The sequence below is a fragment of the Pantoea sp. JGM49 genome (assembly GCF_018257655.1).
Lineage (GTDB): Bacteria > Pseudomonadota > Gammaproteobacteria > Enterobacterales > Enterobacteriaceae > Pantoea > Pantoea communis.
Genome location: NZ_JAERJM010000002.1, coordinates 117,258 through 140,701, shown reverse-complemented (window position 1 = coordinate 140,701; position 23,444 = coordinate 117,258). Strand labels below are relative to the sequence as shown.

The window sequence follows — 23,444 nt, the reverse complement described above, 5'->3', positions numbered from 1 at the left end:
CTAATTAATCCTCGTCGGCTACCATGACCGATTGCAAGATGATTCCTAACCTGTGAGTCGACACTGATTATGCCGAAAAAAGCCGAAGCGCCAGCCAGTTTTGAAAGCGCATTACAGCAGCTGGAACAAATCGTCAGCCGTCTGGAAAGTGGTGAACTGCCGCTGGAAGAAGCACTGAACGAATTTGAACGCGGCGTACAGCTGGCACGCACCGGTCAGCAAACCCTGCAGCAGGCTGAACAGCGCGTGCAGATCCTGCTCAGCGATGACAAAGATGCCGCGCTCGCGCCGTTCACGCCGGAAAATGACTGATGGATTTCGCCAAATTACTCAACGCGTATCACGAACGCGTCAATCTGGCGTTGACACGCTTAATAGATCCACTTCCTTTTCAGAGTTCTCCTCTGGTGCAATCCATGCAATATGGGGCACTATTAGGCGGTAAGCGTCTGCGTCCATTTTTGGTTTACGCCACGGGCGAGATGTTAAAGGCCGATGCGGCCAGCCTGGATGCCCCGGCCGCTGCCGTTGAGTGCATTCATGCTTACTCTCTGATTCATGATGATCTGCCCGCGATGGATGACGATGCGTTACGTCGCGGACAGCCAACCTGCCATATAAAATATGGTGAAGATACAGCAATTCTCGCTGGTGATGCGTTGCAAACCCTGGCGTTTTCGATTCTGGCCGATGAGCCGATGCCCGGCGTCAGCCCGCAAGATCGCATTGCGATGATCTCCGAACTGGCTCAGGCCAGCGGTGTGGCAGGCATGTGCGGTGGCCAGGCGCTGGATCTCGCCGCAGAAGGCAAGCACATTGACCTCGCCCAGCTCGAGCAGATTCATCGTCATAAAACTGGCGCTTTGATTCGCGCTGCAGTGCGTCTTGGCGCATTGACGGCGGGTGAACGTGGCCGTGCGGCACTTCCGGTCCTGGATACCTACGCCAACGCCATCGGACTGGCGTTCCAGGTGCAGGATGACATTCTTGATGTGGTGGGCGATACCGCGGTGCTGGGCAAAACTCAGGGCGCGGATCAGGCATTGGGTAAGAGCACTTATCCGGCGCTGATGGGACTGGATAATGCCCGCAGTAAAGCGTGGGATCTTTATCAGGAAGCACTGGGCGCGTTAGAGATTCTGGCGGCGCAGTCCTACAACACCACCGCATTACAAGCACTGGCAAGCTTCATAATTGAACGCGATAAATAACTTTCATAATGAGTCTCTGATGAGTTTTGATATTGCAAAATACCCGACACTGGCATTAGCGAGCACGGTTCAGGAATTACGTTTACTACCGAAAGAAAAACTTCCGGTACTGTGTGACGAGCTGCGTCAGTATCTGCTGGATAGCGTGAGCCGGTCTTCCGGCCACTTTGCTTCGGGTCTGGGCGTCGTCGAACTAACAGTCGCGCTGCATTATGTTTACAACACCCCGTTTGACCATCTGGTGTGGGACGTTGGTCATCAGGCCTATCCGCACAAAATTCTGACCGGACGCCGCGATCGTATCGGCACTATCCGCCAGAAAAATGGCCTGCATCCGTTCCCGTGGCGCGGCGAAAGTGAATACGACGTATTGAGCGTCGGTCATTCATCGACCTCGATCAGTGCCGGATTGGGCATGGCGGTTGCCGCTGAGCGCGAAGGCAAAGGACGTCGTACTGCCTGTATTATTGGCGATGGCGCCATCACCGCAGGTATGGCGTTCGAAGCCATGAACCACGCTGGCGACATCAAACCTGACATGCTGGTGATCCTTAACGACAACGAGATGTCGATCTCGGAAAACGTTGGCGCACTCAACAATCGTCTGGCCCAGATTCTCTCCGGTAAAACCTACTCACGTCTGCGCGAAGGCGGCAAGCGTGTGTTGGGCGGCCTACCTCCGATCAAAGAGCTGGTGAAGCGCACCGAAGAGCACCTGAAAGGCATGGTGGTGCCGGGCACGCTGTTTGAAGAGCTGGGCTTTAATTACATCGGTCCGGTTGATGGCCACGATGTGCTGACGCTGGTGAGCACGCTGAAGAATATGCGTGACCTGAAAGGCCCGCAGTTCCTGCACATCATGACCAAAAAGGGCAAAGGCTACGCGCCTGCCGAGCAAGACCCTATCGCCTGGCATGCGGTACCGAAGTTCGATCCGGCCAGCGGTTCTCTGCCGAAAAGCGCGCCAGGCCTGCCGAGCTACTCGAAAATTTTCGGTAGCTGGCTGAGCGAAATGGCGGCGGACGATCCGCGTTTAATGGCGGTGACGCCGGCGATGCGTGAAGGTTCTGGCATGGTCAGCTACTCTCGTGACTATCCGCAACAGTACTTTGACGTGGCGATTGCTGAACAGCATGCGGTGACCTTTGCTGCAGGTATGGCGATTGGCGGTTACAAGCCGGTGGTGGCGATTTACTCCACCTTCCTGCAGCGCGCTTACGATCAGCTGATTCACGATGTGGCGATCCAGAAACTGCCGGTGCTGTTCGCTATCGATCGCGGCGGCATCGTTGGCGCCGATGGGCAAACGCATCAGGGCGCATTCGATATCGCCTTCCTGCGCTGTGTGCCCGAAATGGTGATCATGACGCCAAGCGATGAGAACGAATGTCGCCAGATGCTTTACACCGGCTATCACTATCAGGCGGGGCCAAGTGCAGTGCGCTATCCGCGCGGCACGGGCACCGGTGCCACGCTGGAGCCGTTGGCCAGCCTGCCGCTGGGCAAAGGCATTGTGAAGCGCCGTGGTGAAAAGCTGGCGATCCTCAACTTCGGCACGCTGTTGCCTGAAGCACAGGCTGCCGCTGAAGCGCTGAACGCCACGCTGGTAGATATGCGTTTTGTGAAGCCCCTGGATGAAGCCTTGATTGCCGAACTGTCCACCAGCCATGATTCGCTGGTGACGCTGGAAGAAGGCGCGATCAAAGGCGGAGCCGGTAGCGGCGTCAACGAATACGTGATGGCTAAACGCCTGCGTGTGCACGTGCTGAACCTCGGCCTGCCAGATGAATTTATTCCACAGGGCACGCAGGAAGAAGTTCGTCAGGATTATCAGCTGGATGCCGACGGTATTCAGCAGCAAATCACTGACTGGCTGGCGCAGTAATCCCCTCCCCGCTCCTGCTGCTATGCTTAGGGCATTCCTAACGCATAAGAGCAGGAGCTCCCATGAAAACCATTCGTTTAGGCCAAACCGACTTACAGGTTTCGCGTCTCTGTTTAGGCTGCATGACTTACGGCGATCCGATGCGCGGAAATCACGCATGGACCCTGCCCGAAGAGAGCAGTCGACCGCTGATCAAGCAAGCGCTGGACGCTGGCATTAACTTTTTCGACACCGCCAACAGCTACTCCGATGGCAGCAGTGAAGAGATTGTCGGGCGTGCGCTGAAAGATTTCGCCCAGCGCGATCAGGTTGTTGTCGCCACCAAAGTCTATTCCCCGCTCAGCAACCTTTCTCAGGGACTGTCACGCAAGAACATTCTGCAATCCATCGACGATAGCCTGACGCGTCTCGGCATGGAGTATGTCGACCTGCTGCAGATTCACCGCTGGGATTACGACACGCCGATCGAAGAGACGCTTGAGGCGCTGAATGAGGTGGTGAAATCGGGTAAAGCGCGCTACATCGGCGCTTCTTCGATGCATGCTGCGCAGTTCGCTCAGGCGCTGGATCTGCAAAAGCAGAATGGCTGGGCGCGTTTTGTCAGCATGCAGGATCAGTACAACCTGATTCAGCGCGAGGAAGAAAACGAAATGCACCCGCTGTGTGAACGTGAAGGCATCGCGGTGCTGCCGTGGAGCCCGCTGGCACGCGGCAAATTGACACGTCCATGGGGCGAAACCACCGCACGTTCGGTATCGGATAACGTGATGGAAAAACTCTATACCGGCACCGAAGAGAACGATGCGGCGATTGCAGAGCGTCTGGCGACCATTGCCGCCGATAAAGGCGTGACGCGTGCACAGGTGGCACTGGCGTGGCTGCTGCATAAACCGGTGGTCACAGCCCCGATTATCGGTGCATCGCGCGAGCAGCAGTTTGCAGAGTTGGTTAAAGCAGTGGATGTGGAGCTGAGTTCAACGGATATCGCCGAGCTGGAGACGGTATATCAACCGCATCCGGTTGTAGGATTCGAGTAATGATTTAATAGCCCGCGTCCTGCGGGCTATCCTGGCAGACTCATTCCGTTTAGCGCTGCGGATTGCCAGCCCCTGAACGGCACCAGCTTGCTCTGAATCTTTCGTACGCGTTGTGACAGAGGGCACGTGAGTTAGGCGCACCTGCCGAATTAAAGCACCAGCCCAAATCCATACAAAATTGCCGCTGATATCACGCCTGCGATAATGTCATCGACCATAATGCCCATGCCGCCATGCACGTTCTGATCGAACCAGCGAATCGGCCAGGGTTTCCACATATCGAAGATGCGGAAGATGACAAACCCGGCCAGCACCCACTGCCAGCTCATCGCTGGGATCGCCATCAGCGTAATCCACATGCCGATAAACTCATCCCAGACGATGCTGCCGTGGTCGTGCACACCCATGTCTTTCGCCGTGCGATGGCAGAGATAAACGCCCACGCTAATGCCAATCAGCACCAGCAGAGAGTAAATCTGCAACGGCAGAAAGGTCATCAACCACCAAAAGGGAATCGCGGCAATCGAACCGGCGGTGCCTGGCATGATCGGGCTCAGGCCACTGCCAAAACCGGTTGCCAACAGATGCCAGGGATTGCTCAGGCGCAGGCGGCTTTTCGCTACATCTTTACTTCGCATTAAAGTGATCAAATCCCTTGTGATTAAAACGACGTGGCTTGCCATTTTCCAGCAGCGTCAACCCGTCGGCTTCAGGCGCAATCTGCCCGATGCAGGTATAAGGCACACCAAGATGACCCAGCGCCACGTCCAGCGCACCACGATTGACTTCCGGCACGGTAAAGCACAGCTCGTAATCTTCGCCGCCACTTAACGCCCAGGTCAGCACCTGTTCCGGCTCAAAATGATCGCGCAACGCAGCGGACAGCGGCAACGCTTCCAGATTGAGACGCGCACCGACGCGGCTCGCCGTGAGAATATGGCCGAGATCGGCAATCAAACCATCGGAGATATCAATCGCCGAGGTCGCCAGATTGCGCAGTGCCTGGCCCTGCAACACGCGTGGCATCGGGCGCAGATGGCGCTTGATCAACACTTCATGGACAGCCGGATCGTTCAGGCGATGACGATGTTGTAGCAGCGACAGGCCAGCCGCGCTGTCACCCAGAGTACCGGTGACAAAGATCCAGTCGCCAGGTTTGGCACCCGAACGCTTTAATGCGCGTCCTGTCGGCACCAGACCGTGAATCCCCAACGTCAGGCTCAGCGGTCCGCGCGTGGTATCACCGCCAATCAGCTGCATATCATAGTAATCCAGCAGCTCAAACAGGCTGTCGCTAAATGCGGCCAGCCAGCTTTCATTCACTTCAGGCAAGGTAATCGCCAGCGTCAACCACGCCGGATCGGCACCCATTGCCGCCAAATCACTGAGATTCACGGCCAGCGCTTTGTAACCCAGATCGGCAGGATGGATATCACGCAGGAAGTGCACGCCCGCCACCAACGTATCGGTGCTAATGGCCAGCGTCTGTTTTTCGGGCACGTTCAGTAACGCACAGTCGTCACCAATTCCCTTCTCCACATCGCGGCGGGAGCTGGTAACGCGGTTAAAATAACGTGCGATCAGTTCGAATTCACCACAGGACATAAGTCAGGTCTCAATGAGAAAAAGGCCGGTAAACCGGCCTTTCGCATTTATTTTTTATTGGGTCGAATTTGTGGGGCTGCTTTATCCAGTACGCCGTTGACAAACTTGTGGCTGTCTTCGGCGCCAAACACTTTGGCCAGTTCGATGCCTTCGTTGATGGCCACTTTATAAGGCACATCAGAACGTTTGCTCAGCTCATACAGCGAAAGACGCAGAATGGCTTTTTCTACCTGACCCAGCTCTTCCAGCTGACGTGACAGGTAAGGCTTCATCAGACCGTCCAGGTACGCGCTGTTAGTCGCCACACCGGCCAGCAATTCGCGGAAATAGCTAATATCGACGTCTTTGACGTCTTGTTCCGCCAGAAACTGGTATTCCACATCGGCAATGTCGTTGTTCGACAGCTGCCAGGAGTAAAGCGCCTGGACAGCGCACTCACGGGCGCGACGACGAGCAGCAGGTTTCACAAAATTCCCCTTCCAAAAATCAGGCTTTGATGGCTTTCAATACGTTAATCATTTCGAGTGCAGTCAGGGCCGCTTCGGCGCCTTTATTACCTGCTTTGGTGCCGGCGCGTTCAATCGCCTGCTCGATGTTTTCGGTGGTTAACACGCCGAAAGTCACCGGAATTTCGCTGGTCATCGCCACGTTGGCAATGCCAGAGCTGGCTTCACCTGCCACATATTCGAAGTGGGCGGTGCCGCCACGGATCACGGTTCCCAGAGCCACGATTGCATCGTGCTTACCGGCTTTTGCCAGTGCGCGCGCTGCCAGAGGCAGTTCGTAAGCGCCTGGAACCCAGACCACAGTGATGTTTTCTGCTTTGACCTGGCCAATACGCTTCAGCGCATCCACCGCGCCATCCAGCAGGCTGTCATTAATGAAGTTGTTAAAACGCGCAATGACGATGGCAATGTGAGCATCAGGCGCGGCAACAGGAGCTTCGATAACTTTCATACATATCCTTTGGGTGTTTGATTTATGGCCCCGCAGAAGGGGGCGGATTCTATCATACTCTTCGACAACGCGCTCAGGCTTTTCAGTCGGTGCTTAAGCGGGCGTCAGGGTCAGTCGCAGGTCCGCGCCAACCTTGCGTACGTCACTAAACTTCAGCTCTGGCGCATCGGACAATCGTTCCAGCCCAGGCAGTTCACACAGGCCGCGTGCCGCATTGCCCAGTAGTTTCGGTGCCACATAGACAATCAGTTCATCGACCAGTCCAGCCTGTAACAGTGCCCCCGCCAGACTGGCGCCAGCTTCAACCCACACCGAGTTAATCTGACGCTGGCCGAGTATCATCATCATCGCCACCAGATCCAGTTGTTCTCCGCGCAGCGGCACCGCAATCTGGCTGACGCTGTCTGGCCAGGTTTGCTGATCGATTGCACTGCGCATCAGCCAGGTTTCGCCCGGCTGACTCATCAGTCGATGTTGCGGCGTCACACGCTGCTGGCTATCAATCACCACGCGAATCGGCTGACGCAGCGTGGCTTCATCCAGCTGCTGGCGTGCATCTTCATTCAGTTCGCCCCAGCGCACGGTTAATGACGGATCGTCTGCCAACACGGTGGCACTCGAGGTAAGAATAGCCGAACTCTGGGCACGTAATTGTTGCACATCGCGCCTTGCCGCCGCCGAGGTGATCCATTGACTTTCGCCACTGGCCATCGCGGTGCGCCCATCAAGGGATGCGCCGAGTTTGAGCTGAATCCACGGGAAGCCAGTGCGCATACGTTTCAGAAAACCACGATTCAATGCTTCAGCTTCGCTCATCATTAAGCCGTGGCTGACTTCAATCCCGGCCTGCTGCAAACGATACAAGCCGCGTCCCGCCACTTGCGGATTGGGATCCTGCATTGCCGCCACCACGCGACTGACGCCCGCAGCGATCAACGCATCGCAACACGGCGGCGTGCGGCCATGATGGCTGCAGGGCTCCAGCGTGACATAAGCGGTCGCACCTTTAGCTTTTTCACCCGCCATGCGCAGCGCGTGCACTTCAGCATGCGGCTCGCCCGCACGGTGATGCCAGCCTTCGCCGACAATCTCGCCGTCGCGTACAATCACGCAGCCAACATTAGGATTAGGTGTGGTGGTAAAACGTCCGCGACGCGCCAGTTCCAGCGCACGCGCCATGTAGCGTTCGTCAGTCATGGCTTAGTCCTGTAAGCGGGCGATCTCTTCGCCAAAATCACGGATATCTTCGAAGCTGCGGTACACCGAAGCAAAGCGGATGTAAGCGACCTTATCGAGTTTCTTCAGCTCTTCCATCACCAGATTACCGACCAGCTTGCTGGGAATTTCGCGCTCGCCAGTGGCACGCAGTTGCGTTTTAATGTGGTTGACGGCGTTATCCACCGCATCGGCGCTCACCGGGCGCTTCTCCAGCGCCTTCATCATGCCGCTGGCGAGCTTATCTTCGTTAAAGGGTTCACGCACATCGTTGCTTTTCACCACGCGCGGCATCACCAGCTCAGCCACTTCAAAGGTGGTAAAACGCTCATGGCACACCAGACACTGGCGGCGGCGACGCACCGATGAACCTTCACTGACCAGGCGAGAATCAATCACTTTGGTATCCACAGCGGAGCAGAAGGGGCAATGCATGACGTTTCCTGTCGCGAGATAAATAGGCCACACAGTGTAGCGCGATCTTCAAAGCAACTGAATACACGCGACCGAATCACCGCCTGGCTCACAGATGCAGGATGTCACGCTCTGTAAACAAGAAAAGCCACTAAGCTTAAACAGCCAATCCGGCACATTTGCAGGAGGTCACATGGGTCTGTTCAATTTCGTGAAAGAAGCAGGTGAAAAGTTATGGGATGCCGTCACTGGCGCTGACGATCCCAGCAAAAAACTACAGGATCATATTAATCAACTCGGCTTACCTGACAGCGATAAAGTCAAAGTCGATGTGCAAGGCGACACCGTTACCGTGAGCGGTGATGGCATTTCACAGGAGCTGAAGGAGAAAATCCTGGTGGCCGCCGGTAACGTGGCAGGGATTACCAAGGTCGATGACAAGGTCACCGTCACCGACAGTGCGCCAGAAGCCGATTTCTATACGGTGAAAAAAGGCGACACCCTGAGTGCGATTTCCAAACAGGTCTACGGGAATCCCAATGAATACAACAAGATTTTCGCAGCAAACAAGCCAATGCTGACGCATCCTGATAAGATCTACCCCGGCCAGGTATTACGTATTCCGAAATAACAGAAAGGACAATGCATGACGATCAGGACGTTTTGGGCGCCCGCCGCACTTTCGCTGCTGGTGCTCAGTGGTTGTAGTTCAACGCCGACTTCACCGCAGGTCAAAGAGTTACATCAGGAAGTCAGCCAGCTTAACCAGCAGATGCGCAAGCTCACCAATCAGGCAACGGCGCTGGAAATTCAGGGTCAACTCAATGGGCAATCAACCCAGGGGGCATGGCTGTTGCCGCAAGCCAACACTCCCGTCGAGTTACAGACGCAGGTGGGCAAATTGCGCCTGTCACTGTCTCGCGTCGAGGGGGAAGCCAGTGGTAGTCGCGCTAACCTGAATATCCGTTCCACCGATGACCAGCCGATCCCCGCGCTGAGCGCCACCGTGGTATGGGGTGAGCTGGATCCAGCCAGTGGCAAACCGCTGAATGCGGAGAGTCTGAGCCAGACCATTCAGGTTGAGGCGAGTCTGATGCCACGCAGTTCGGTAACAGTGCCGCTGCGCCTGAGCGGACTGACGCCGGAGCAACTCGGCTTTGTGCGCGTGCATGATGTGCAGAGCACAGCAGCCACCAAATCCGCGCCCTGATCAGCAGGCATAAAAAAACGGGCTGCCCTTAGGCAGCCCGTTTCATTTCATCAGCAGAATTAAGGCAGGATAGAAGGCTGATCTGCGCCCTCTTTCTCCACTTTCTGCACCAGCATGTGTTCACGCTTCATACCCAGTTTCAATGCCAGAGCAGAAGAAACATAGATAGATGAAACGGTACCGATGGTGACACCGATCAGCATGGTCAGCGAGAAGCCTTTCAGCAGCGCACCACCAAAGATGAAGAGAATCAGAATCATCGCCAGCGTGGTCAGCGAGGTGATCAGGGTACGGCTCAACGTCTGGGTCAGCGACACGTTAGTAATATCGTAGGAAGAACCGCGACGAATTTTGCGGAAGTTCTCACGAATACGGTCGGAAACCACGATTTTATCGTTAAGCGAGTAACCAATCACCGACATCAGTGACGCGACAATCGTCAGGTCGATCTCGATGTGTGACAACGCCAGAATGCCGCAGGTGATAATGACGTCATGCGCCAGTGCCAGCACGGTACCCAGCGCCAGACGCCACTCAAAGCGGAAGCCGATATAGATCAGAATCGCAATCAGTGCCGACAGCAGCGCCATCGCACCGGCTTGCGCCAGATCGCTACCCACGCTTGGGCCGACGAACTCAATGCGCTTCACGGTCGCGTTCTGCTGCGTCGTCTCATTGATGGAGGTCACGACTTTGTTGCCGAGCTCCTGACCTGCTGCACCGGTGGCTGGCGGCATACGCACCATTACGTCACGGCTGCTGCCAAAGTTCTGCACCAGCGGCTCCTGGAAGCCCGCTTTCACCAAACCTTCACGCAGTGCGTCCAGATCGGCCGGTTTTTCCAGGTTAATCTCAATCACCGTTCCGCCGGTAAAGTCGAGGCCCCAGTTGAAGCCTCGCACACCGATAATGGCGATAGACGCCACAATCAGCAGACCGGAGATGATGAATGCCAGCGTATCCCAGCGCATAAAGTCGACGACCTTACGCCCGTGGTTTAGCTGCTCAATACTATATTCCTGTGCCACAACGCACTCCTCAGATGGACAGCTTGTTGATGCGTTTGCCGCCGTAAACCAGGTTAACGATGGCACGGGTGCCGACGATAGCGGTGAACATTGAGGTCGCGATACCGATAGCGGTGGTGATCGCAAAGCCTTTAATGGAGCCGGTACCGACCGCATAAAGAATGATAACTTTGATCAGCGTAGTGACGTTGGCATCGACGATACTGGAGAAGGCGCCTTTGTAGCCTTCGTGAATCGCCTGCTGTACCGAGCGTCCGTTACGCAGTTCTTCTTTAATACGTTCGTTAATCAACACGTTGGCATCGACAGCAACCGCCAGCGTCAACACGATACCGGCAATCCCCGGCATGGTGAGGGTCGCACCCGGCAGCAGTGACATGATGCCGACAATCAGCACCAGGTTGCACAGCAGCGCGCTGGTCGCAATCAAACCAAATTTCTTATAGAACACCACCATAAACAGAATGGACGCGATCAGACCCCACAAGCAGGCTTCGAGACCCTGAGTGATGTTCTGCTGGCCCATTGTTGGACCAATGGTACGCTCTTCCACAATCTGAATTGGCGCGATCAACGCACCGGCACGCAGCAGCAGCGACAGCTGACGCGCTTCGTTCGGGTTGTTGATACCGGTGATGCGGAAGCTGTTACCGAGGCGCGACTGAATGTTCGCCACGTTAATCACCTGCTCCTGTTTCACCAGGATTGCACGACCGTTGGCGTCTTTCTTACCGCTGTCCTTGTACTCCACAAACAGGGTCGCCATCGCTTTACCGATGTTGTCCTTGGTGAAGTTCGACATCATGTTACCGCCCGCGCCATCCAGTGAAATGTTCACCTGCGGCTGGTTGTACTCGTCCATACTGGACGTCGAATCGGTAATATGGTCACCGGTCAGAATCACACGCTTGTACAGCACCACTGGCTGGCCTTCACGCGTCTCTTTCACTTCCGAATCACCCGGCACACGGCCACTCGCCGCGGCAGTTGGATCAACGGTGGTGTTTACCAGACGGAATTCCAGGGTCGCAGTGGCACCCAGAATCTCTTTGGCACGCGCCGTATCCTGAATACCCGGCAGTTCCACCACGATGCGGTCAGAACCCTGACGCTGCACCAGAGGCTCGGCAACGCCAAGCTGGTTCACACGGTTACGCAGGATATTGATGTTCTGCTGAACCGCATACTCACGGGCTTCGCTCAGACGCGCATCGGTCATCACCGCACGCAGCGTATCGCTGCCGACGCTGGAGATCACCAGATCGCGATGACGCGGTGACAGGTAGCTGATCGCCGCATCACGGCTGGCACCGTCGCGGAAACGCACTTCTACACCGTAGTTAGCGATTTTATTGACGTTGGTATACGGGATGCTTTTGTCGCGCAGGTCACTGCGCAGGCCATCGGCATTCTGCTCTTGCAGCTTGCCCAGAGCGGTATCCATATCCACTTCCATCAGGAAGTGTACGCCGCCACGCAGATCAAGACCGAGTTTCATCGGCTGTGCAGCCAGCATGGTCAGCCAGCGCGGGGTTGCCGGCGCGAGGTTGAGTGCCACAACATAGTTGTCGCCCAACGCGGTAGTGATGGCATCACGCGCGCGCAGCTGCGCATCCTGATTGTCAAAACGGGCCAGAATGGCGCCATTTTCCAGAGCGAGGGATTTGCTCTGGATATTATCTTGTTTTAATAAAGTCTGGACCTGATCCAACGTCTGTTCACTGGCGGCGCCACCGCGCGCACCAGTGATCTGAACGGCCGGATCCTCTCCATAAAGGTTAGGAAGCGCATAGAGCAGGCCGACGAGAATCACGACGACCAGCATGATGTACTTCCACAAAGGATAACGGTTTAACACGGCAGTTCCCTTCGGGAAGAAAAAATTACAGCGCCTTCATAGTACCTTTCGGCAGAACGGCGGCCACGAAATCACGTTTTACAACTACTTCAGTGGTGTCGTTCAGGGCGATAGAAACGTAGCCGTTGTCAGCCACTTTGGTCACACGACCTACCAGGCCACCGCTGGTCAACACTTCATCACCTTTAGAGATGGAATCCATCAGCTTCTTGTGATCTTTAGAACGTTTCTGCTGCGGGCGCAGAATCATGAAATAGAAGATCAGACCAAACACCACCAGCATGATCACCAGAGAATAAGGACTTCCCTGAGACGGAGCGCCTGCTGCGGCAACGGCGTCAGAAATGAAAAAGCTCATTAAATTTCCCTCATTGATAGAATTATCAGACGTTTAACGGTGGAACCGCTTTACCCGTCCGTTGGTAGAACTCGCTAACAAAGTGCTCTAATTTACCCTCTTCGATGGCCTTACGTAAACCCGCCATCAGACGCTGGTAATAGCGCAGATTGTGAATCGTATTCAGACGTGCGCCCAGTATTTCGTTACAACGATCAAGATGATACAAGTAGGCGCGACTGTAATTGCGACAGGTGTAACAATCACACTCCGCATCCAGCGTTGTCGTGTCATCTTTATACCGGGCGTTGCGGATTTTCACCACGCCATCGGTCACAAACAGGTGACCATTACGCGCATTACGCGTTGGCATGACGCAGTCAAACATATCGATACCGCGGCGAACGCCTTCCACCAGATCTTCTGGCTTGCCGACGCCCATCAAATAACGCGGTTTATCTTGCGGAATTTGCGGACAGACGTGTTCCAGGATACGGTGCATGTCCTCTTTAGGTTCACCCACCGCCAGGCCGCCCACAGCGTACCCATCAAAGCCGATATCTACCAGACCTTTAACCGAGACATCTCGTAAATCTTCGTAAACACCGCCCTGAATAATGCCGAACAGCGCATTTTTATTCCCGAGTGAATCAAAGCGATCGCGGCTACGCTGCGCCCAACGCAGTGACATCTCCATCGAACGTTTGGCGTAATCCCAGTCTGCTGGATACGGCGTACACTCGTCGAAAATCATCACCACGTCTGAACCGAGGTCGTACTGAATTTCCATCGATTTTTCCGGATCGAGGAAAATCGGGTCGCCGTTGATCGGATTACGGAAATGCACGCCCGCTTCGGTGATCTTACGAATGTCACCGAGGCTGAACACCTGGAAGCCGCCGGAGTCAGTGAGGATCGGACCCTGCCAGTTCATGAAATCGTGCAGGTCACCGTGCAGTTTCATGATCTCCTGACCTGGACGCAGCCACAGGTGGAAGGTGTTGCCGAGCAGGATCTGCGCGCCGGTGTCTTTCACTTCTTCCGGCGTCATGCCCTTCACGGTGCCGTAGGTGCCCACAGGCATGAATGCCGGGGTTTCAACCACACCACGATCGAACACCAAACGGCCACGGCGCGCGCGCCCGTCGGTGGTATCTAATTCAAATTTCACATTGACCTCATTAGATAATCAGAGAAACAGTCTGATTATTAAGCTCCAACCACTTCGTCAGGAGCCTGTGGATTACGGGTGATGTACATGGCATCCCCGTAGCTAAAGAAACGGTACTGCTCTGCCACCGCGCTTTGGTAAGCCGCCATGGTATTTTTGTAACCGGCAAATGCTGACACCAGCATGATCAGCGTCGATTCCGGCAGATGGAAGTTAGTGATCAGCGCATCAATCACCTGATAGTGATAGCCCGGATAGATGAAGATCTGCGTGTCGTCGAAGAAGGGTGCAATCAGCGCATCCTGAGCCGCCTGCGCCGCGCTCTCCAGAGAACGCACGGAGGTGGTGCCCACCGCGACCACTTTGTTGCCACGCGCTTTACACGCCAGCACCGCATCCACCACATCCTGCGGCACTTCGGCATACTCAGAGTGCATGATGTGGTCATTAATGTTCTCGACGCGCACCGGCTGGAAGGTACCTGCGCCAACGTGCAGCGTGACAAATGCCATTTCGATGCCTTTCGCGCGCAGCGCGTCCAGCAACGGTTCATCAAAATGCAAACCGGCGGTCGGTGCGGCTACCGCACCCGGACGCGCGCTGTAAACGGTTTGATAAAGTTCACGGTCTGCTTCTTCATCCGGACGATCAATATACGGCGGCAACGGCATATGGCCGACGCTGTTAAGGATATCCAGCACTGCGCGGTCATCGGCAAATTCGATTTCAAACAGCGTATCGTGGCGCGCGACCATGGTGGCTTTGACGCTTTCGTCATCGCCCAGCAGCAGCTCTGCACCCGGCTTCGGCGCTTTCGAGGCACGCACATGCGCCAGCACGCGTTTGTCATCCAGCATGCGCTCCACTAGCATCTCGATTTTGCCGCCACTGGCTTTTCGGCCGAAGACACGCGCCGGAATAACGCGGGTATTGTTAAACACCAGCAGGTCGCCCGGATTGAGTTTATCCAGTACGTCGGTAAACACTTCATGGCTTAACGCCCCACTTGGGCCATCCAGCGCCAGCAAGCGGCAACCGCTGCGCTGCGCCTGCGGATAGTGGGCGATCAAAGATTCTGGCAACTCAAAAGCAAAATCGGCTACACGCATGCATCACTTCTTTCAGGACTCAAAAAACAGGCGGCATAGTTTAGCGGAAAAGCGGCAAATTCTGAACAACTGGCTGCATATCTGTGATTCTGCCTATAATGCGCCATGAACTTTCTCGCTCACCTTCACCTTGCACAGCTGGCAGACAGCTCCCTGCTGGGCAATCTGATGGCCGACTTCGTGCGCGGCAATGTGCAATCGCAATGGCCGGAACCGGTTGTGGCGGGCATCGCTATGCATCGCCGACTGGATGTTTTGACGGATAACCTGCCGGAAGTGCGTGAAGCGCGGCAATTCTTTCGCGCTGAAACTCGTCGCGTTGCGCCCATCACTTTGGATGTCATCTGGGATCACTTCCTCGCGCTGCACTGGGACCAGCTGCACCCTTCCCAATCGCTGGTCGCGTTCACGGCGGCAGCCGAGCGTGAAATCATGCCGCAACTGCCCGGCACGCCAGAAGGATTCATCGAACTCAATTCGGTGATGTGGCGCGAGCGCTGGTTTGAGCACTATGCCGAACCAACGCGGCTGGCCCGCGTATTGAGCGGTATGGCACATCGCCGCCCGCGTCTGGCAGCACTGCGCGACTCCTATCAGGATTTTGTCGATCATTATCAGCAACTTGAACCGCTGTTCTTCCAGTTCTATCCGCGCCTGATGGACGCTGCGCGCCACCAGCAACTCTAAACCCGCTTTTTTTCACAATCCCAGCATTTACGCCTCTTGCCAGCCGCACTCATCTGCGGCTTAATGAAACCTTTCTTAACTTTTGTTAAGTAGGTCACACCGCCAGGTCGCCTGTTTCGGCGTTTTTTGTCACTTCGTTTGTCAGAAAATGATAAGAGGGAAAGATGTCATCAGCTACGCTAACCGAACTTGACGCGCGTTATCACTTTGCCTGTGATGTCGCTAAAACTGCAGCCAGCCGCGCTTTATCCTGGTATCAGCAGCGTCATCAACTGGTGATTGAGCATAAAAAGGATTTACAGGATGTGGTTAGCGAAGCCGACCGCAACGTGGAAGAATTGGTCAAGCACCTGATTTACGAACGCTTTCCCGATGACGCCGTGCTGGGTGAAGAGAGCGGTGGTGAAACTACAGGTGCGCGCTTTGTCTGGGTGATTGACCCGATTGATGGCACCAGTAACTTCCTGAATGGATTACATAACTGGTGCGTGTCACTGGCGATTGTCTGTGAAAATGAGCCGGTAATTGGCGTGGTCTGCGATCCCAACCATCATGAAACCTTCCACGCCTGCCGTGGTAAAGGCGCATGGGTTAACGAAAAACGTATTCAGGCGCACAGCGCTCAGCATCTCAATCAGGGCGTGCTCGGCATTAGTAGTTCCAACAGCCAACCGGTGGAACCGTTGACGACCTTTATTGGTGGCTTGCTGTCACAGGGCGGGATGTTCATCCGTAATGGCTCTGGCGCATTAATGAGTGCCTGGGCCGCCGCTGGTCGTTTAATTGGTTATTACGAAGCGCATATGAATCCGTGGGACGGTTTACCTGGGATTGTATTGATGCGTGAGGCCGGCGGCATAACCAATGATTACCTTGGTCACAACGGTCTGCAGCAGGGCAATCCTGTGCTGCTCGCCAATAGCGTTATCTACCCTCAGCTCAAAGCACTGTTACCCGCGCATATCAGCCTGTAGCCGATTCACCACATCATGAAAGATAAGCCTGAAGGATAATCCGGGCTTATCTTTTCGCTATTTATGCTTCAGCGGTGTAAATACAAATACCACCTTAATCTGCGATTATTCTAATTTTCTTCCGCCCTGATATTTAGCGGCTAAAAGCGCGTATTCTGTCAGCGTCAATCATCCCTTGTAATACCCATTTTTCTCCTTTGTAACTTTTTTCGGCGACAGGATGCGCCGATTTATTTTTTCTGGAACGCATAACCATTCTTATCCTAACTTCTGGGTTAAATTATGACTGCGAATGCCTCTCACCGTTATCGGGCGGATATTGACGGCCTGCGCGCCGTCGCCATCATTCTGGTGGTACTCTTTCACTCCGGCGTCACCTCGCTGCAGGGTGGCTTTATTGGTGTCGACCTCTTCTTTGTTATTTCCGGCTTTCTGATCGGCGGTATTATCAGCAAGGAAATATCCGAGGGTCACTTCTCATTTTATCAATTTTATTTACGCCGCATTAAACGTATCGCTCCCGCGTTATTTTTCATGATGACGATATTGCTGCTACTGGGCTTCATCCTGCTCTCACCGCTAGAGTTCAGCCAGCTGGCCAAATACAGCCTGGCGGTATTTATCGCCGTACCCAATATGCTGCTACTCAAGAGCGGTGACTATTTCAGTACCGATTCCGATTTAAATCCCCTGCTCATGACCTGGTCATTGGGAATAGAAGAACAGTTCTATATTGTGCTGCCATTCATTCTGCTTTTGGCCGTACGACTCAAACGTTCGATGCGCTCTGTGGTACTGATACTGAGTGTGATCTCTTTGGTGGCCTGTATCGGGATCACACCGTTTGCCACCACCCACGCCTTTTATCTGTTGCCAACCCGCGCCTGGGAACTCGGTGCCGGTGTGCTGCTGGCGCTGTGGAAACCACAACCCCTCACCGGCCGAGCGGCCAGCCTGCTCAATCTGCTGGGTTGGATGATGATTATCTCCGCCAGCCTGTTGCTTAGTAGCCATAGCCAATTTCCGGGCTGGTTGGCGATCATTCCCGTGCTGGCGGGTTGCCTGATGATCGGTGCGCGCAGCGAGCTTAACCAGTTACTGTTAGAAAATCCGCTGATGCGCTTTATCGGCAAGATCTCTTATTCCTGGTACCTGTGGCACTGGCCGCTGCTAAGTCTGGCGCGCATCTGTAGCGATCACCCCCTTACCGTCTGGCAAGGTTTGATGATCTGCGGCGCAGCGCTGGGTCTGGCCTGGTTTTCTTGGCGCTTTGTCGAGCAGCCCTTCCGCCAGACGCGCATGGGCACGCGTTGGGTGATCCCCGGCTACTGTGCCTCTTCCCTGATTGCGGCGGGTGCGATGCTACTGTTGTGGCAAACCGGGGGCATGAAATCGCGGGTTAGTGAACTCGTCGTGAATGCGGACAGCTGGAAAATTTCGGCGCAGCGTAATCCGTGCTTGCTTGATTACGGGGCAAACCTGCCCTCCAGGCATGAGGAGTGTCATCCAAACACCGATCGCCCCGGTATCGCCTTAATTGGCGACAGTCACGCTGCCGCACTGCGTGCTTCGGTGTCGGGCTATGCACAACGTCAGCATAAACCGCTGTATCAACTCACCAAAGCCTCCTGTCCGTTCCTGATTGGTGCCACACGCGTGGTGAGCCAAATGCCACATCATGCGCAACAATGCATTACCTTTAATCAGGAAGTGCTGAAGATGGTGCTGAGCGACAAGGTGGACGAAGTGGTGATCAGCGCCTATTGGGCATCGGGTATGAGCCTGTTGCCCGGTGCCGGTTTCCGCGAAACCGATCATCCTGAAAAGAGTAATCTTGAGGCGCTGCAAGCGGGTATGGATCGCGTGGTGGCTCAGCTGACTCAGGCGGGCAAAAAGGTCACGGTAATAGAGGATGCGCCTTCAGTGGACGTTGACCCGCTGCGCTACAGCAATAACCGTAATATCCCGATTCGTCGCGAATTGAGCGCCTGGCTGAGCAAGTGGGAAGCTCCGCCGCTGCTCTCTGAGCGCACCAGATTGTTCCAGTTCCCGGAAGAGGCCGTGGAGAAATTATTGCAGCGTTATAAGCAACAAGGCGTACGCGTGTTATCGCTGCGAGAGAATCTGTGTAATGAGCAGGGCTGTTTGATCACCAGCGGAGGATTGCCGCTCTATTATGATGACAATCACCTGAGCCCGGCGGGCGGAGAGATTGCGTTGGGTAGCAATTGGTAGTCGTGCTTCGGCCTGCGCTTTTCATCATACTTAAAAGCTCAGGGCGGGAATCTCTCCCGCCCTGAACACTACCTATCCTTCCACGCTTAACGGGCAAACATCCCACCCGTTATGCGCATCAGAATGATCAGGCTTTCCGCTTTTTCGCCAGCGGCCAGGCCAGCAACAGCAGCACAATCCACGCGAAGCCAACATACAGCGACACGCGCGTGTCAGGGAAATAACCGATCAAGGCAATGATGAACACCAGGAAAGCCACGCCAAACCAGGCGGTTTTGCTGCCGCCAGGCAGGGCGAATTGCAGTTTACCCGCCTGCTCTATGCCAATTTTGCGGCGAAACGCGATTTGCGACAGCAGAATCATGATCCACACCCACACCGTGGCGAAGGTCGCCAGCGACGCGATCACCAGGAACACTTTTTCCGGCATCAGGTAGTTGAGATACACGGCGATCAGCATCGCCACCATCATCACCAGCACGGTGACCCACGGAATCCCGCGATCCGAGACCTTCTGGAACATCTTCGGCGCATGGCCCTGCTGCGCCATGCCGTGCAGCATACGCCCGACGCCAAACACATCGCTGTTGATCGCCGACAGTGACGCCGTCAGCACCACGAAGTTAAGAATCGATGCCGCCGCCGCGATGCCCAGATGCTGGAAAGTCAGCACAAAGGGACTGCCGGAGGTGCCGACCTGGTTCCACGGATAGATCGACATGATGACAAACAGCGTGCCGACATAGAACACCAGAATACGCAGCGGAACGGAGTTAATGGCGCGTGGAATCGACTTCTCAGGCTCTTCCGCTTCACCGGCGGTGATACCGATAATTTCAATGCCGCCATAGGCAAACATCACCATCTGCAGTGACAGCAGCATACCGACAATGCCGTGAGCGAAGAAGCCACCGTTGGTCCACAGGTTATGGATACCCGTAGGCTGACCGCCGTTGCCGATGCCCCAGAAAATCATGCCAAAACCGGCGATGATCATGATGATAATGGTGGCGACTTTGAAGAAGGAGAACCAGAACTCGACTTCACCAAACACCTTCACGCTCATCAGGTTAATGGCACCGATAATCAGCACCACCGACAGCACCCAAATCCAGTGCGGTACTTCCGGGAACCACACGCCCATGTAGATACCAAAAGCCGTCACGTCGGCAATCGCCACAATCAGGATTTCAAAACAGTAGGTCCAGCCGGTGATGTAACCTGCTAACGGCCCCAGATAGTCCTGCGCGTAGCGCGAAAACGAGCTGGCCTGCGGGTTATTCACTGACATCTCACCCAAGGCACGCATGATGATGTACGCCACCGCACCGCCGATGATGTACGCCAGCAGCACGCTGGGGCCTGCCATTTTGATCGCATCCGCCGAGCCGTAAAACAGCCCGGTACCGATTGCCGATCCCAGCGCCATAAAACGGATGTGGCGCGTGCTCAGTCCGCGTTTGAGCTTGTTGGTTTCTTGCATAACACCAATACCTTGTAAATGAAAAAACCACGGGCAAGCCCGTGGTTGAAATTAACAGCAATGTCGATTACGAGTGGGCAGCGACCTGTTCGCGTCCTTTTGCCCGATCGACCACCGCGGCAATCACCAGCATCACCAGCGATGGCGGCAACCAGGAGAGTCCCTGATCGGCCAGTGGCAGATGCTGGCTAAACAGCGGCAGCACATCTTTAAAATTGGTGGTTTTGATGGCATCAACGATGCCAAACAGCAGGCTCACCAGCATGGTTGGCGCGATAATACGCGTGCTCTTATTCCACCATTTCAGGGTGAAGCTCAGCACCACCAGCACGATGCACGGTGGATAAATCGCCGTCAGCACCGGAATGGAGATCTGAATCAAGTGGCTCAGGCCTAGATTCGACACCACCATCGAGAACAGACCCAGAATAAACACCAGCGCTTTATACGACAACGGCAGGTATTGCGCAAAGAATTCCGCACAGGCGCAGGTCAGGCCAACCGCCGTCACCATGCAGGCCACGAAGATCAGTGCTGCCAGGAAGAAGCTGCCCATGCCGCCAAAGGTCTGCTGCACATACGCATGCAGAATCGCTGCACCATTGGCATTCTGATCAACCAGGCCAGCACTGCCAGAACCGAGTTTGAACAGGCTCAGATACACCAGCGTCAAGCCAACACCGGCAATCACGCCCGCCAGCATGGTGTAACGGGTCAGCAGTTTCGCATCTTCAACGCCGCGAGAACGTGCCGCATTGACGATAACAATACCAAACACCAGCGCACCCAGCGTATCCATCGTCAGATAGCCGTTAACGAAGCCGCTGGAGAAGGCCGCACGCTGGTAATCAGCCGTAGCAGGCGCGATACCACCGGCCGGCCACAGCAGTGCTGCCAGACCGAGAATGGTCAGCGCCACGATTTTCAGCGGAGCGAGGAAGTGGCCGACAGTGTCCAGCAATTTGCCAGGATACAGGGAAATGCCAATCACCAGCGCAAAATAAATCAGGCTGTAGATAAACAGCGGCAGCGCGCCATCACCAGTCAGCGGAGCAATCCCCACTTCAAACGACACGGTCGCCGTACGCGGCGTAGCAAACAGCGGACCGACCGCCAGGTAGCAAACCGTTGCCAGCAACAGACCTGCGGCTTTACCAATTGGCGAGCTGAGGGCATCAATGCCGCCGCCCACGCGCGCCAGGGCGATAACGGTCATCACCGGCAAGCCAACGGCCGTAATCAGAAAGCCAAAAGCGGCAACCCAGACGTGTTCGCCAGACTGAATCCCCACCATCGGTGGAAAGATAATGTTTCCTGCGCCTACGAACAGGGCAAACGTCATGAAGCCCAGCGCCAGGATATCCTTGGAGGTTAAACGATGTGTCATAAACTTCTGTACTGCCTGTAACTGATGTTGCGGTGGAAGTTGAGTGCGTGTTGTCCTCTGCATGCACAAAAACAAAGGCTTATCTGATGAGTTCAGAGCGTTATGCGGGCCTAATCGTTAAAGCGCAGGTGATTTAATCTACTTTTCTTCTGTTCGCAGAGGGATAAATCGACAACGGCGCAAATTAAAACGTTTATAGCGAAGAAAGGCAATACGGGATCGGAAAACCAGAAGGATATAACAAGAAAGTGACGCAAAGCAGTTTATCAGCGGGTAATAGCGTGAAAACACCTCAGATGATTTGCTTAAAGTTTCCGCATCACGGGAGATCTCCTCGCAAAACCGGGCTCTTAAATGCACAAAAGGCGCGATTTACGCGCCTGTTTGCACAAGTTTACAGCATCACCACACCTGATTGGCGATATCGACCACCAGACGAATCTTCTGCCACTGCTGCGCTTCCGTCAGGCTGTTGCCCTCTTCTGTCGAGGCAAAGCCACATTTTGGGCTGAGGCAAATCTGGTTCAGACTCACAAACTGAGAAGCTTCCTGCAGGCGCGCTTTCACCTGCTCCGGATCTTCCAGTTCACCGTTCTTAGTCGTGATCAGACCCAATACCACTTGCTGATGGCCGGGTTTGATAAAGCGCAGCGGCTCAAAACCACCGGAACGCTCGTTGTCATATTCGAGGAAGTAAGCATCGATATTCACCTGACCAAACAGAATCTCGGCCACCGGCTCATAGCCACCTTCGGAAATCCAGGTTGAGCGGAAGTTGCCGCGGCACACATGCAGACCAATGGTCAGGTCAGCTGGTTTATCTTCCAGCGCTTTGTTCAGCACCTCAGCGTAAATACGCGCCAGTTCCTGCGGATCTTCACCGCGCTCACGGATCTGCTGCTGCTGATCCGAAGAGCACAGGTAAGCCCAAACAGTGTCATCCAGCTGCAGAAAACGGCAGCCCGCCGCGTAGAAAGCCGCGATCGCATCTTTGTATGTCTGCGCCAGGTCAGCAAAGTACGCTTTCAGATCGGGATAGACGGTGGCATCGATCACTTTACGGCCACCACGGAAGTGCAGCACGCTTGGGCTTGGGATGGTCATTTTCGCCACGGCGTCGCCCGCAATGCTTTTCAGGAAGCGGAAGTGATCCAGCATCGGGTGATGTGGATTAAAGGCCACCTTGCCGGTGACTTTCACGCCGTGCGCTTTGGTTTGCACGCCGTTGAACTGGATGCCCTGCTCCGCTTCAAATAGCTCAACGCCTTGCAGATCGCCAAAGAAGTCAAAGTGCCACCAGGCGCGACGGAACTCGCCGTCGGTGACCACTTGCAGGCCGTTAGCGCGCTGCTGCTCGACCACGTGGCGGATTTCTTTATCTTCTACCTGACGCAGCTGCTCAGCCGTGATCTCGCCATTGGCAAACTGCACGCGCGCTTGCTTGATCGCCGCAGGACGCAGAAAACTGCCGACGGTATCGGCACGGAACGGTTGTTGTTGTGGCATGTTCACTCCTGGCTAAACGCATAATTGCGTCAGGGTATAATTTCACCCGGTTATTTATAGCCATCTGGATGGCTAAATGTCCATAAAGAGTGACATGCTGAAACAAATTGGGCAATGGAAGAAAATTCAGGTGAC

At 54.9% G+C, this 23,444-nt stretch carries 23 protein-coding genes; 9 read left to right on the top strand and 14 right to left on the bottom strand.

The window, feature by feature from the left end:
- Positions 1–69: 69 nt before the first annotated feature.
- From xseB to JK231_RS03785, 4 genes are all read left to right on the top strand, one after another.
- Positions 70–312 (top strand): exodeoxyribonuclease VII small subunit, encoded by a 243-nt coding sequence (gene xseB / locus JK231_RS03800; protein WP_034831045.1) that lies wholly within the window; start codon positions 70–72, stop codon positions 310–312.
- Positions 312–1,211 carry a (2E,6E)-farnesyl diphosphate synthase gene (gene ispA / locus JK231_RS03795; protein WP_034831043.1) on the top strand — a complete coding sequence of 300 codons (900 nt, stop codon included), beginning with the start codon at positions 312–314 and terminating at the stop codon, positions 1,209–1,211. Before xseB ends, ispA begins: the two co-directional genes overlap by 1 nt.
- Before the next feature lie 19 nt (positions 1,212–1,230).
- Positions 1,231–3,096 (top strand): 1-deoxy-D-xylulose-5-phosphate synthase, encoded by a 1,866-nt coding sequence (gene dxs / locus JK231_RS03790; protein ID WP_211728030.1) that lies wholly within the window; start codon positions 1,231–1,233, stop codon positions 3,094–3,096.
- A gap of 62 nt (positions 3,097–3,158) precedes the next feature.
- Positions 3,159–4,133 (top strand): aldo/keto reductase, encoded by a 975-nt coding sequence (locus JK231_RS03785; protein WP_211728029.1) that lies wholly within the window; start codon positions 3,159–3,161, stop codon positions 4,131–4,133.
- Between the two features lie 149 nt (positions 4,134–4,282).
- Here the strand turns inward: JK231_RS03785 and pgpA are convergent, their stop codons facing one another.
- From pgpA to nrdR, 6 genes are all read right to left on the bottom strand, one after another.
- Positions 4,283–4,771 (bottom strand): phosphatidylglycerophosphatase A, encoded by a 489-nt coding sequence (pgpA, locus tag JK231_RS03780; RefSeq protein ID WP_211728028.1) that lies wholly within the window; start codon positions 4,769–4,771, stop codon positions 4,283–4,285.
- Positions 4,761–5,738, bottom strand: a complete 978-nt coding sequence (gene thiL, locus JK231_RS03775; protein WP_034831036.1) for a thiamine-phosphate kinase — start codon at positions 5,736–5,738, stop codon at positions 4,761–4,763. Before thiL ends, pgpA begins: the two co-directional genes overlap by 11 nt.
- A gap of 47 nt (positions 5,739–5,785) precedes the next feature.
- The gene (gene nusB, locus JK231_RS03770) at positions 5,786–6,205 is read right to left on the bottom strand and encodes a transcription antitermination factor NusB (RefSeq protein WP_038648596.1); all 420 of its coding nucleotides are present in this window, start codon (positions 6,203–6,205) and stop codon (positions 5,786–5,788) included.
- A 19-nt stretch (positions 6,206–6,224) separates the two neighbouring features.
- Positions 6,225–6,695, bottom strand: coding sequence for a 6,7-dimethyl-8-ribityllumazine synthase (gene ribE / locus JK231_RS03765; RefSeq protein WP_160867938.1), 471 nt, complete (start codon positions 6,693–6,695; stop codon positions 6,225–6,227).
- A gap of 93 nt (positions 6,696–6,788) precedes the next feature.
- Positions 6,789–7,892, bottom strand: a complete 1,104-nt coding sequence (gene ribD / locus JK231_RS03760) for a bifunctional diaminohydroxyphosphoribosylaminopyrimidine deaminase/5-amino-6-(5-phosphoribosylamino)uracil reductase RibD (protein ID WP_211728027.1) — start codon at positions 7,890–7,892, stop codon at positions 6,789–6,791.
- A 3-nt stretch (positions 7,893–7,895) separates the two neighbouring features.
- On the bottom strand, positions 7,896–8,345 hold the full coding sequence (nrdR, locus tag JK231_RS03755; RefSeq protein ID WP_034831027.1) for a transcriptional regulator NrdR: 450 nt from the start codon (positions 8,343–8,345) through the stop codon (positions 7,896–7,898).
- 172 nt (positions 8,346–8,517) lie between these two features.
- Between nrdR and lysM the strand changes: the two genes are divergently transcribed.
- The gene (gene lysM, locus JK231_RS03750) at positions 8,518–8,955 is read left to right on the top strand and encodes a peptidoglycan-binding protein LysM (RefSeq protein ID WP_045833917.1); all 438 of its coding nucleotides are present in this window, start codon (positions 8,518–8,520) and stop codon (positions 8,953–8,955) included.
- A 15-nt stretch (positions 8,956–8,970) separates the two neighbouring features.
- Positions 8,971–9,534 carry a DUF3251 domain-containing protein gene (locus JK231_RS03745; RefSeq protein ID WP_211728026.1) on the top strand — a complete coding sequence of 188 codons (564 nt, stop codon included), beginning with the start codon at positions 8,971–8,973 and terminating at the stop codon, positions 9,532–9,534.
- Positions 9,535–9,593: 59 nt separating this feature from the next.
- Here the strand turns inward: JK231_RS03745 and secF are convergent, their stop codons facing one another.
- Genes secF through queA form a run of 5 tightly spaced genes read right to left on the bottom strand, consistent with a single transcriptional unit; the run spans position 9,594 to position 15,037 of the window.
- Complete coding sequence (gene secF, locus JK231_RS03740) at positions 9,594–10,562, bottom strand: protein translocase subunit SecF (RefSeq protein ID WP_038648607.1); 969 nt, start codon at positions 10,560–10,562, stop codon at positions 9,594–9,596.
- A gap of 10 nt (positions 10,563–10,572) precedes the next feature.
- Positions 10,573–12,420, bottom strand: coding sequence for a protein translocase subunit SecD (gene secD, locus JK231_RS03735; protein WP_160867942.1), 1,848 nt, complete (start codon positions 12,418–12,420; stop codon positions 10,573–10,575).
- Between the two features lie 25 nt (positions 12,421–12,445).
- Positions 12,446–12,778, bottom strand: a complete 333-nt coding sequence (gene yajC, locus JK231_RS03730) for a preprotein translocase subunit YajC (protein ID WP_034831018.1) — start codon at positions 12,776–12,778, stop codon at positions 12,446–12,448.
- A 25-nt stretch (positions 12,779–12,803) separates the two neighbouring features.
- Positions 12,804–13,928 (bottom strand): tRNA guanosine(34) transglycosylase Tgt, encoded by a 1,125-nt coding sequence (gene tgt, locus JK231_RS03725; RefSeq protein WP_034831015.1) that lies wholly within the window; start codon positions 13,926–13,928, stop codon positions 12,804–12,806.
- A gap of 38 nt (positions 13,929–13,966) precedes the next feature.
- Positions 13,967–15,037 (bottom strand): tRNA preQ1(34) S-adenosylmethionine ribosyltransferase-isomerase QueA, encoded by a 1,071-nt coding sequence (gene queA, locus JK231_RS03720; RefSeq protein ID WP_058961447.1) that lies wholly within the window; start codon positions 15,035–15,037, stop codon positions 13,967–13,969.
- 105 nt (positions 15,038–15,142) lie between these two features.
- Here queA and JK231_RS03715 point away from each other — a divergent pair, with 105 nt between their 5' ends.
- From JK231_RS03715 to JK231_RS03705, 3 genes are all read left to right on the top strand, one after another.
- The gene (locus JK231_RS03715; RefSeq protein WP_097117505.1) at positions 15,143–15,724 is read left to right on the top strand and encodes an ACP phosphodiesterase; all 582 of its coding nucleotides are present in this window, start codon (positions 15,143–15,145) and stop codon (positions 15,722–15,724) included.
- A 164-nt stretch (positions 15,725–15,888) separates the two neighbouring features.
- The gene (locus JK231_RS03710; protein WP_160833999.1) at positions 15,889–16,698 is read left to right on the top strand and encodes an inositol monophosphatase; all 810 of its coding nucleotides are present in this window, start codon (positions 15,889–15,891) and stop codon (positions 16,696–16,698) included.
- Positions 16,699–16,980: 282 nt separating this feature from the next.
- Positions 16,981–18,933, top strand: a complete 1,953-nt coding sequence (locus tag JK231_RS03705) for an acyltransferase family protein (protein ID WP_160834000.1) — start codon at positions 16,981–16,983, stop codon at positions 18,931–18,933.
- A gap of 127 nt (positions 18,934–19,060) precedes the next feature.
- Here the strand turns inward: JK231_RS03705 and proY are convergent, their stop codons facing one another.
- The 3 genes from proY to JK231_RS03690 all read right to left on the bottom strand — a co-directional run bounded on the left by proY (position 19,061) and on the right by JK231_RS03690 (position 23,309).
- The gene (gene proY, locus JK231_RS03700; RefSeq protein ID WP_160834001.1) at positions 19,061–20,416 is read right to left on the bottom strand and encodes a proline-specific permease ProY; all 1,356 of its coding nucleotides are present in this window, start codon (positions 20,414–20,416) and stop codon (positions 19,061–19,063) included.
- Between the two features lie 67 nt (positions 20,417–20,483).
- Entirely contained in the window at positions 20,484–21,803 is a 1,320-nt protein-coding gene (brnQ, locus tag JK231_RS03695) for a branched-chain amino acid transporter carrier protein BrnQ (RefSeq protein ID WP_160834002.1), read from the bottom strand.
- A gap of 402 nt (positions 21,804–22,205) precedes the next feature.
- On the bottom strand, positions 22,206–23,309 hold the full coding sequence (locus JK231_RS03690; protein ID WP_211728025.1) for a cobalamin-independent methionine synthase II family protein: 1,104 nt from the start codon (positions 23,307–23,309) through the stop codon (positions 22,206–22,208).
- Positions 23,310–23,444: the final 135 nt, after the last annotated feature.

Coding starts and splice junctions, on each gene's coding strand:
- ribE (WP_160867938.1), bottom strand. CDS start 6,695: ATGAAAGTTATCGAAGCTCCTGTTGCCGCGCCTGATGCTCACATTGCC.
- proY (WP_160834001.1), bottom strand. CDS start 20,416: ATGCAAGAAACCAACAAGCTCAAACGCGGACTGAGCACGCGCCACATC.
- JK231_RS03785 (WP_211728029.1), top strand. CDS start 3,159: ATGAAAACCATTCGTTTAGGCCAAACCGACTTACAGGTTTCGCGTCTC.
- JK231_RS03745 (WP_211728026.1), top strand. CDS start 8,971: ATGACGATCAGGACGTTTTGGGCGCCCGCCGCACTTTCGCTGCTGGTG.
- JK231_RS03710 (WP_160833999.1), top strand. CDS start 15,889: ATGTCATCAGCTACGCTAACCGAACTTGACGCGCGTTATCACTTTGCC.
- pgpA (WP_211728028.1), bottom strand. CDS start 4,771: ATGCGAAGTAAAGATGTAGCGAAAAGCCGCCTGCGCCTGAGCAATCCC.
- queA (WP_058961447.1), bottom strand. CDS start 15,037: ATGCGTGTAGCCGATTTTGCTTTTGAGTTGCCAGAATCTTTGATCGCC.
- dxs (WP_211728030.1), top strand. CDS start 1,231: ATGAGTTTTGATATTGCAAAATACCCGACACTGGCATTAGCGAGCACG.
- brnQ (WP_160834002.1), bottom strand. CDS start 21,803: ATGACACATCGTTTAACCTCCAAGGATATCCTGGCGCTGGGCTTCATG.
- ribD (WP_211728027.1), bottom strand. CDS start 7,892: ATGACTGACGAACGCTACATGGCGCGTGCGCTGGAACTGGCGCGTCGC.
- xseB (WP_034831045.1), top strand. CDS start 70: ATGCCGAAAAAAGCCGAAGCGCCAGCCAGTTTTGAAAGCGCATTACAG.
- thiL (WP_034831036.1), bottom strand. CDS start 5,738: ATGTCCTGTGGTGAATTCGAACTGATCGCACGTTATTTTAACCGCGTT.
- nrdR (WP_034831027.1), bottom strand. CDS start 8,345: ATGCATTGCCCCTTCTGCTCCGCTGTGGATACCAAAGTGATTGATTCT.
- JK231_RS03705 (WP_160834000.1), top strand. CDS start 16,981: ATGACTGCGAATGCCTCTCACCGTTATCGGGCGGATATTGACGGCCTG.
- JK231_RS03715 (WP_097117505.1), top strand. CDS start 15,143: ATGAACTTTCTCGCTCACCTTCACCTTGCACAGCTGGCAGACAGCTCC.
- yajC (WP_034831018.1), bottom strand. CDS start 12,778: ATGAGCTTTTTCATTTCTGACGCCGTTGCCGCAGCAGGCGCTCCGTCT.
- lysM (WP_045833917.1), top strand. CDS start 8,518: ATGGGTCTGTTCAATTTCGTGAAAGAAGCAGGTGAAAAGTTATGGGAT.
- ispA (WP_034831043.1), top strand. CDS start 312: ATGGATTTCGCCAAATTACTCAACGCGTATCACGAACGCGTCAATCTG.
- JK231_RS03690 (WP_211728025.1), bottom strand. CDS start 23,309: ATGCCACAACAACAACCGTTCCGTGCCGATACCGTCGGCAGTTTTCTG.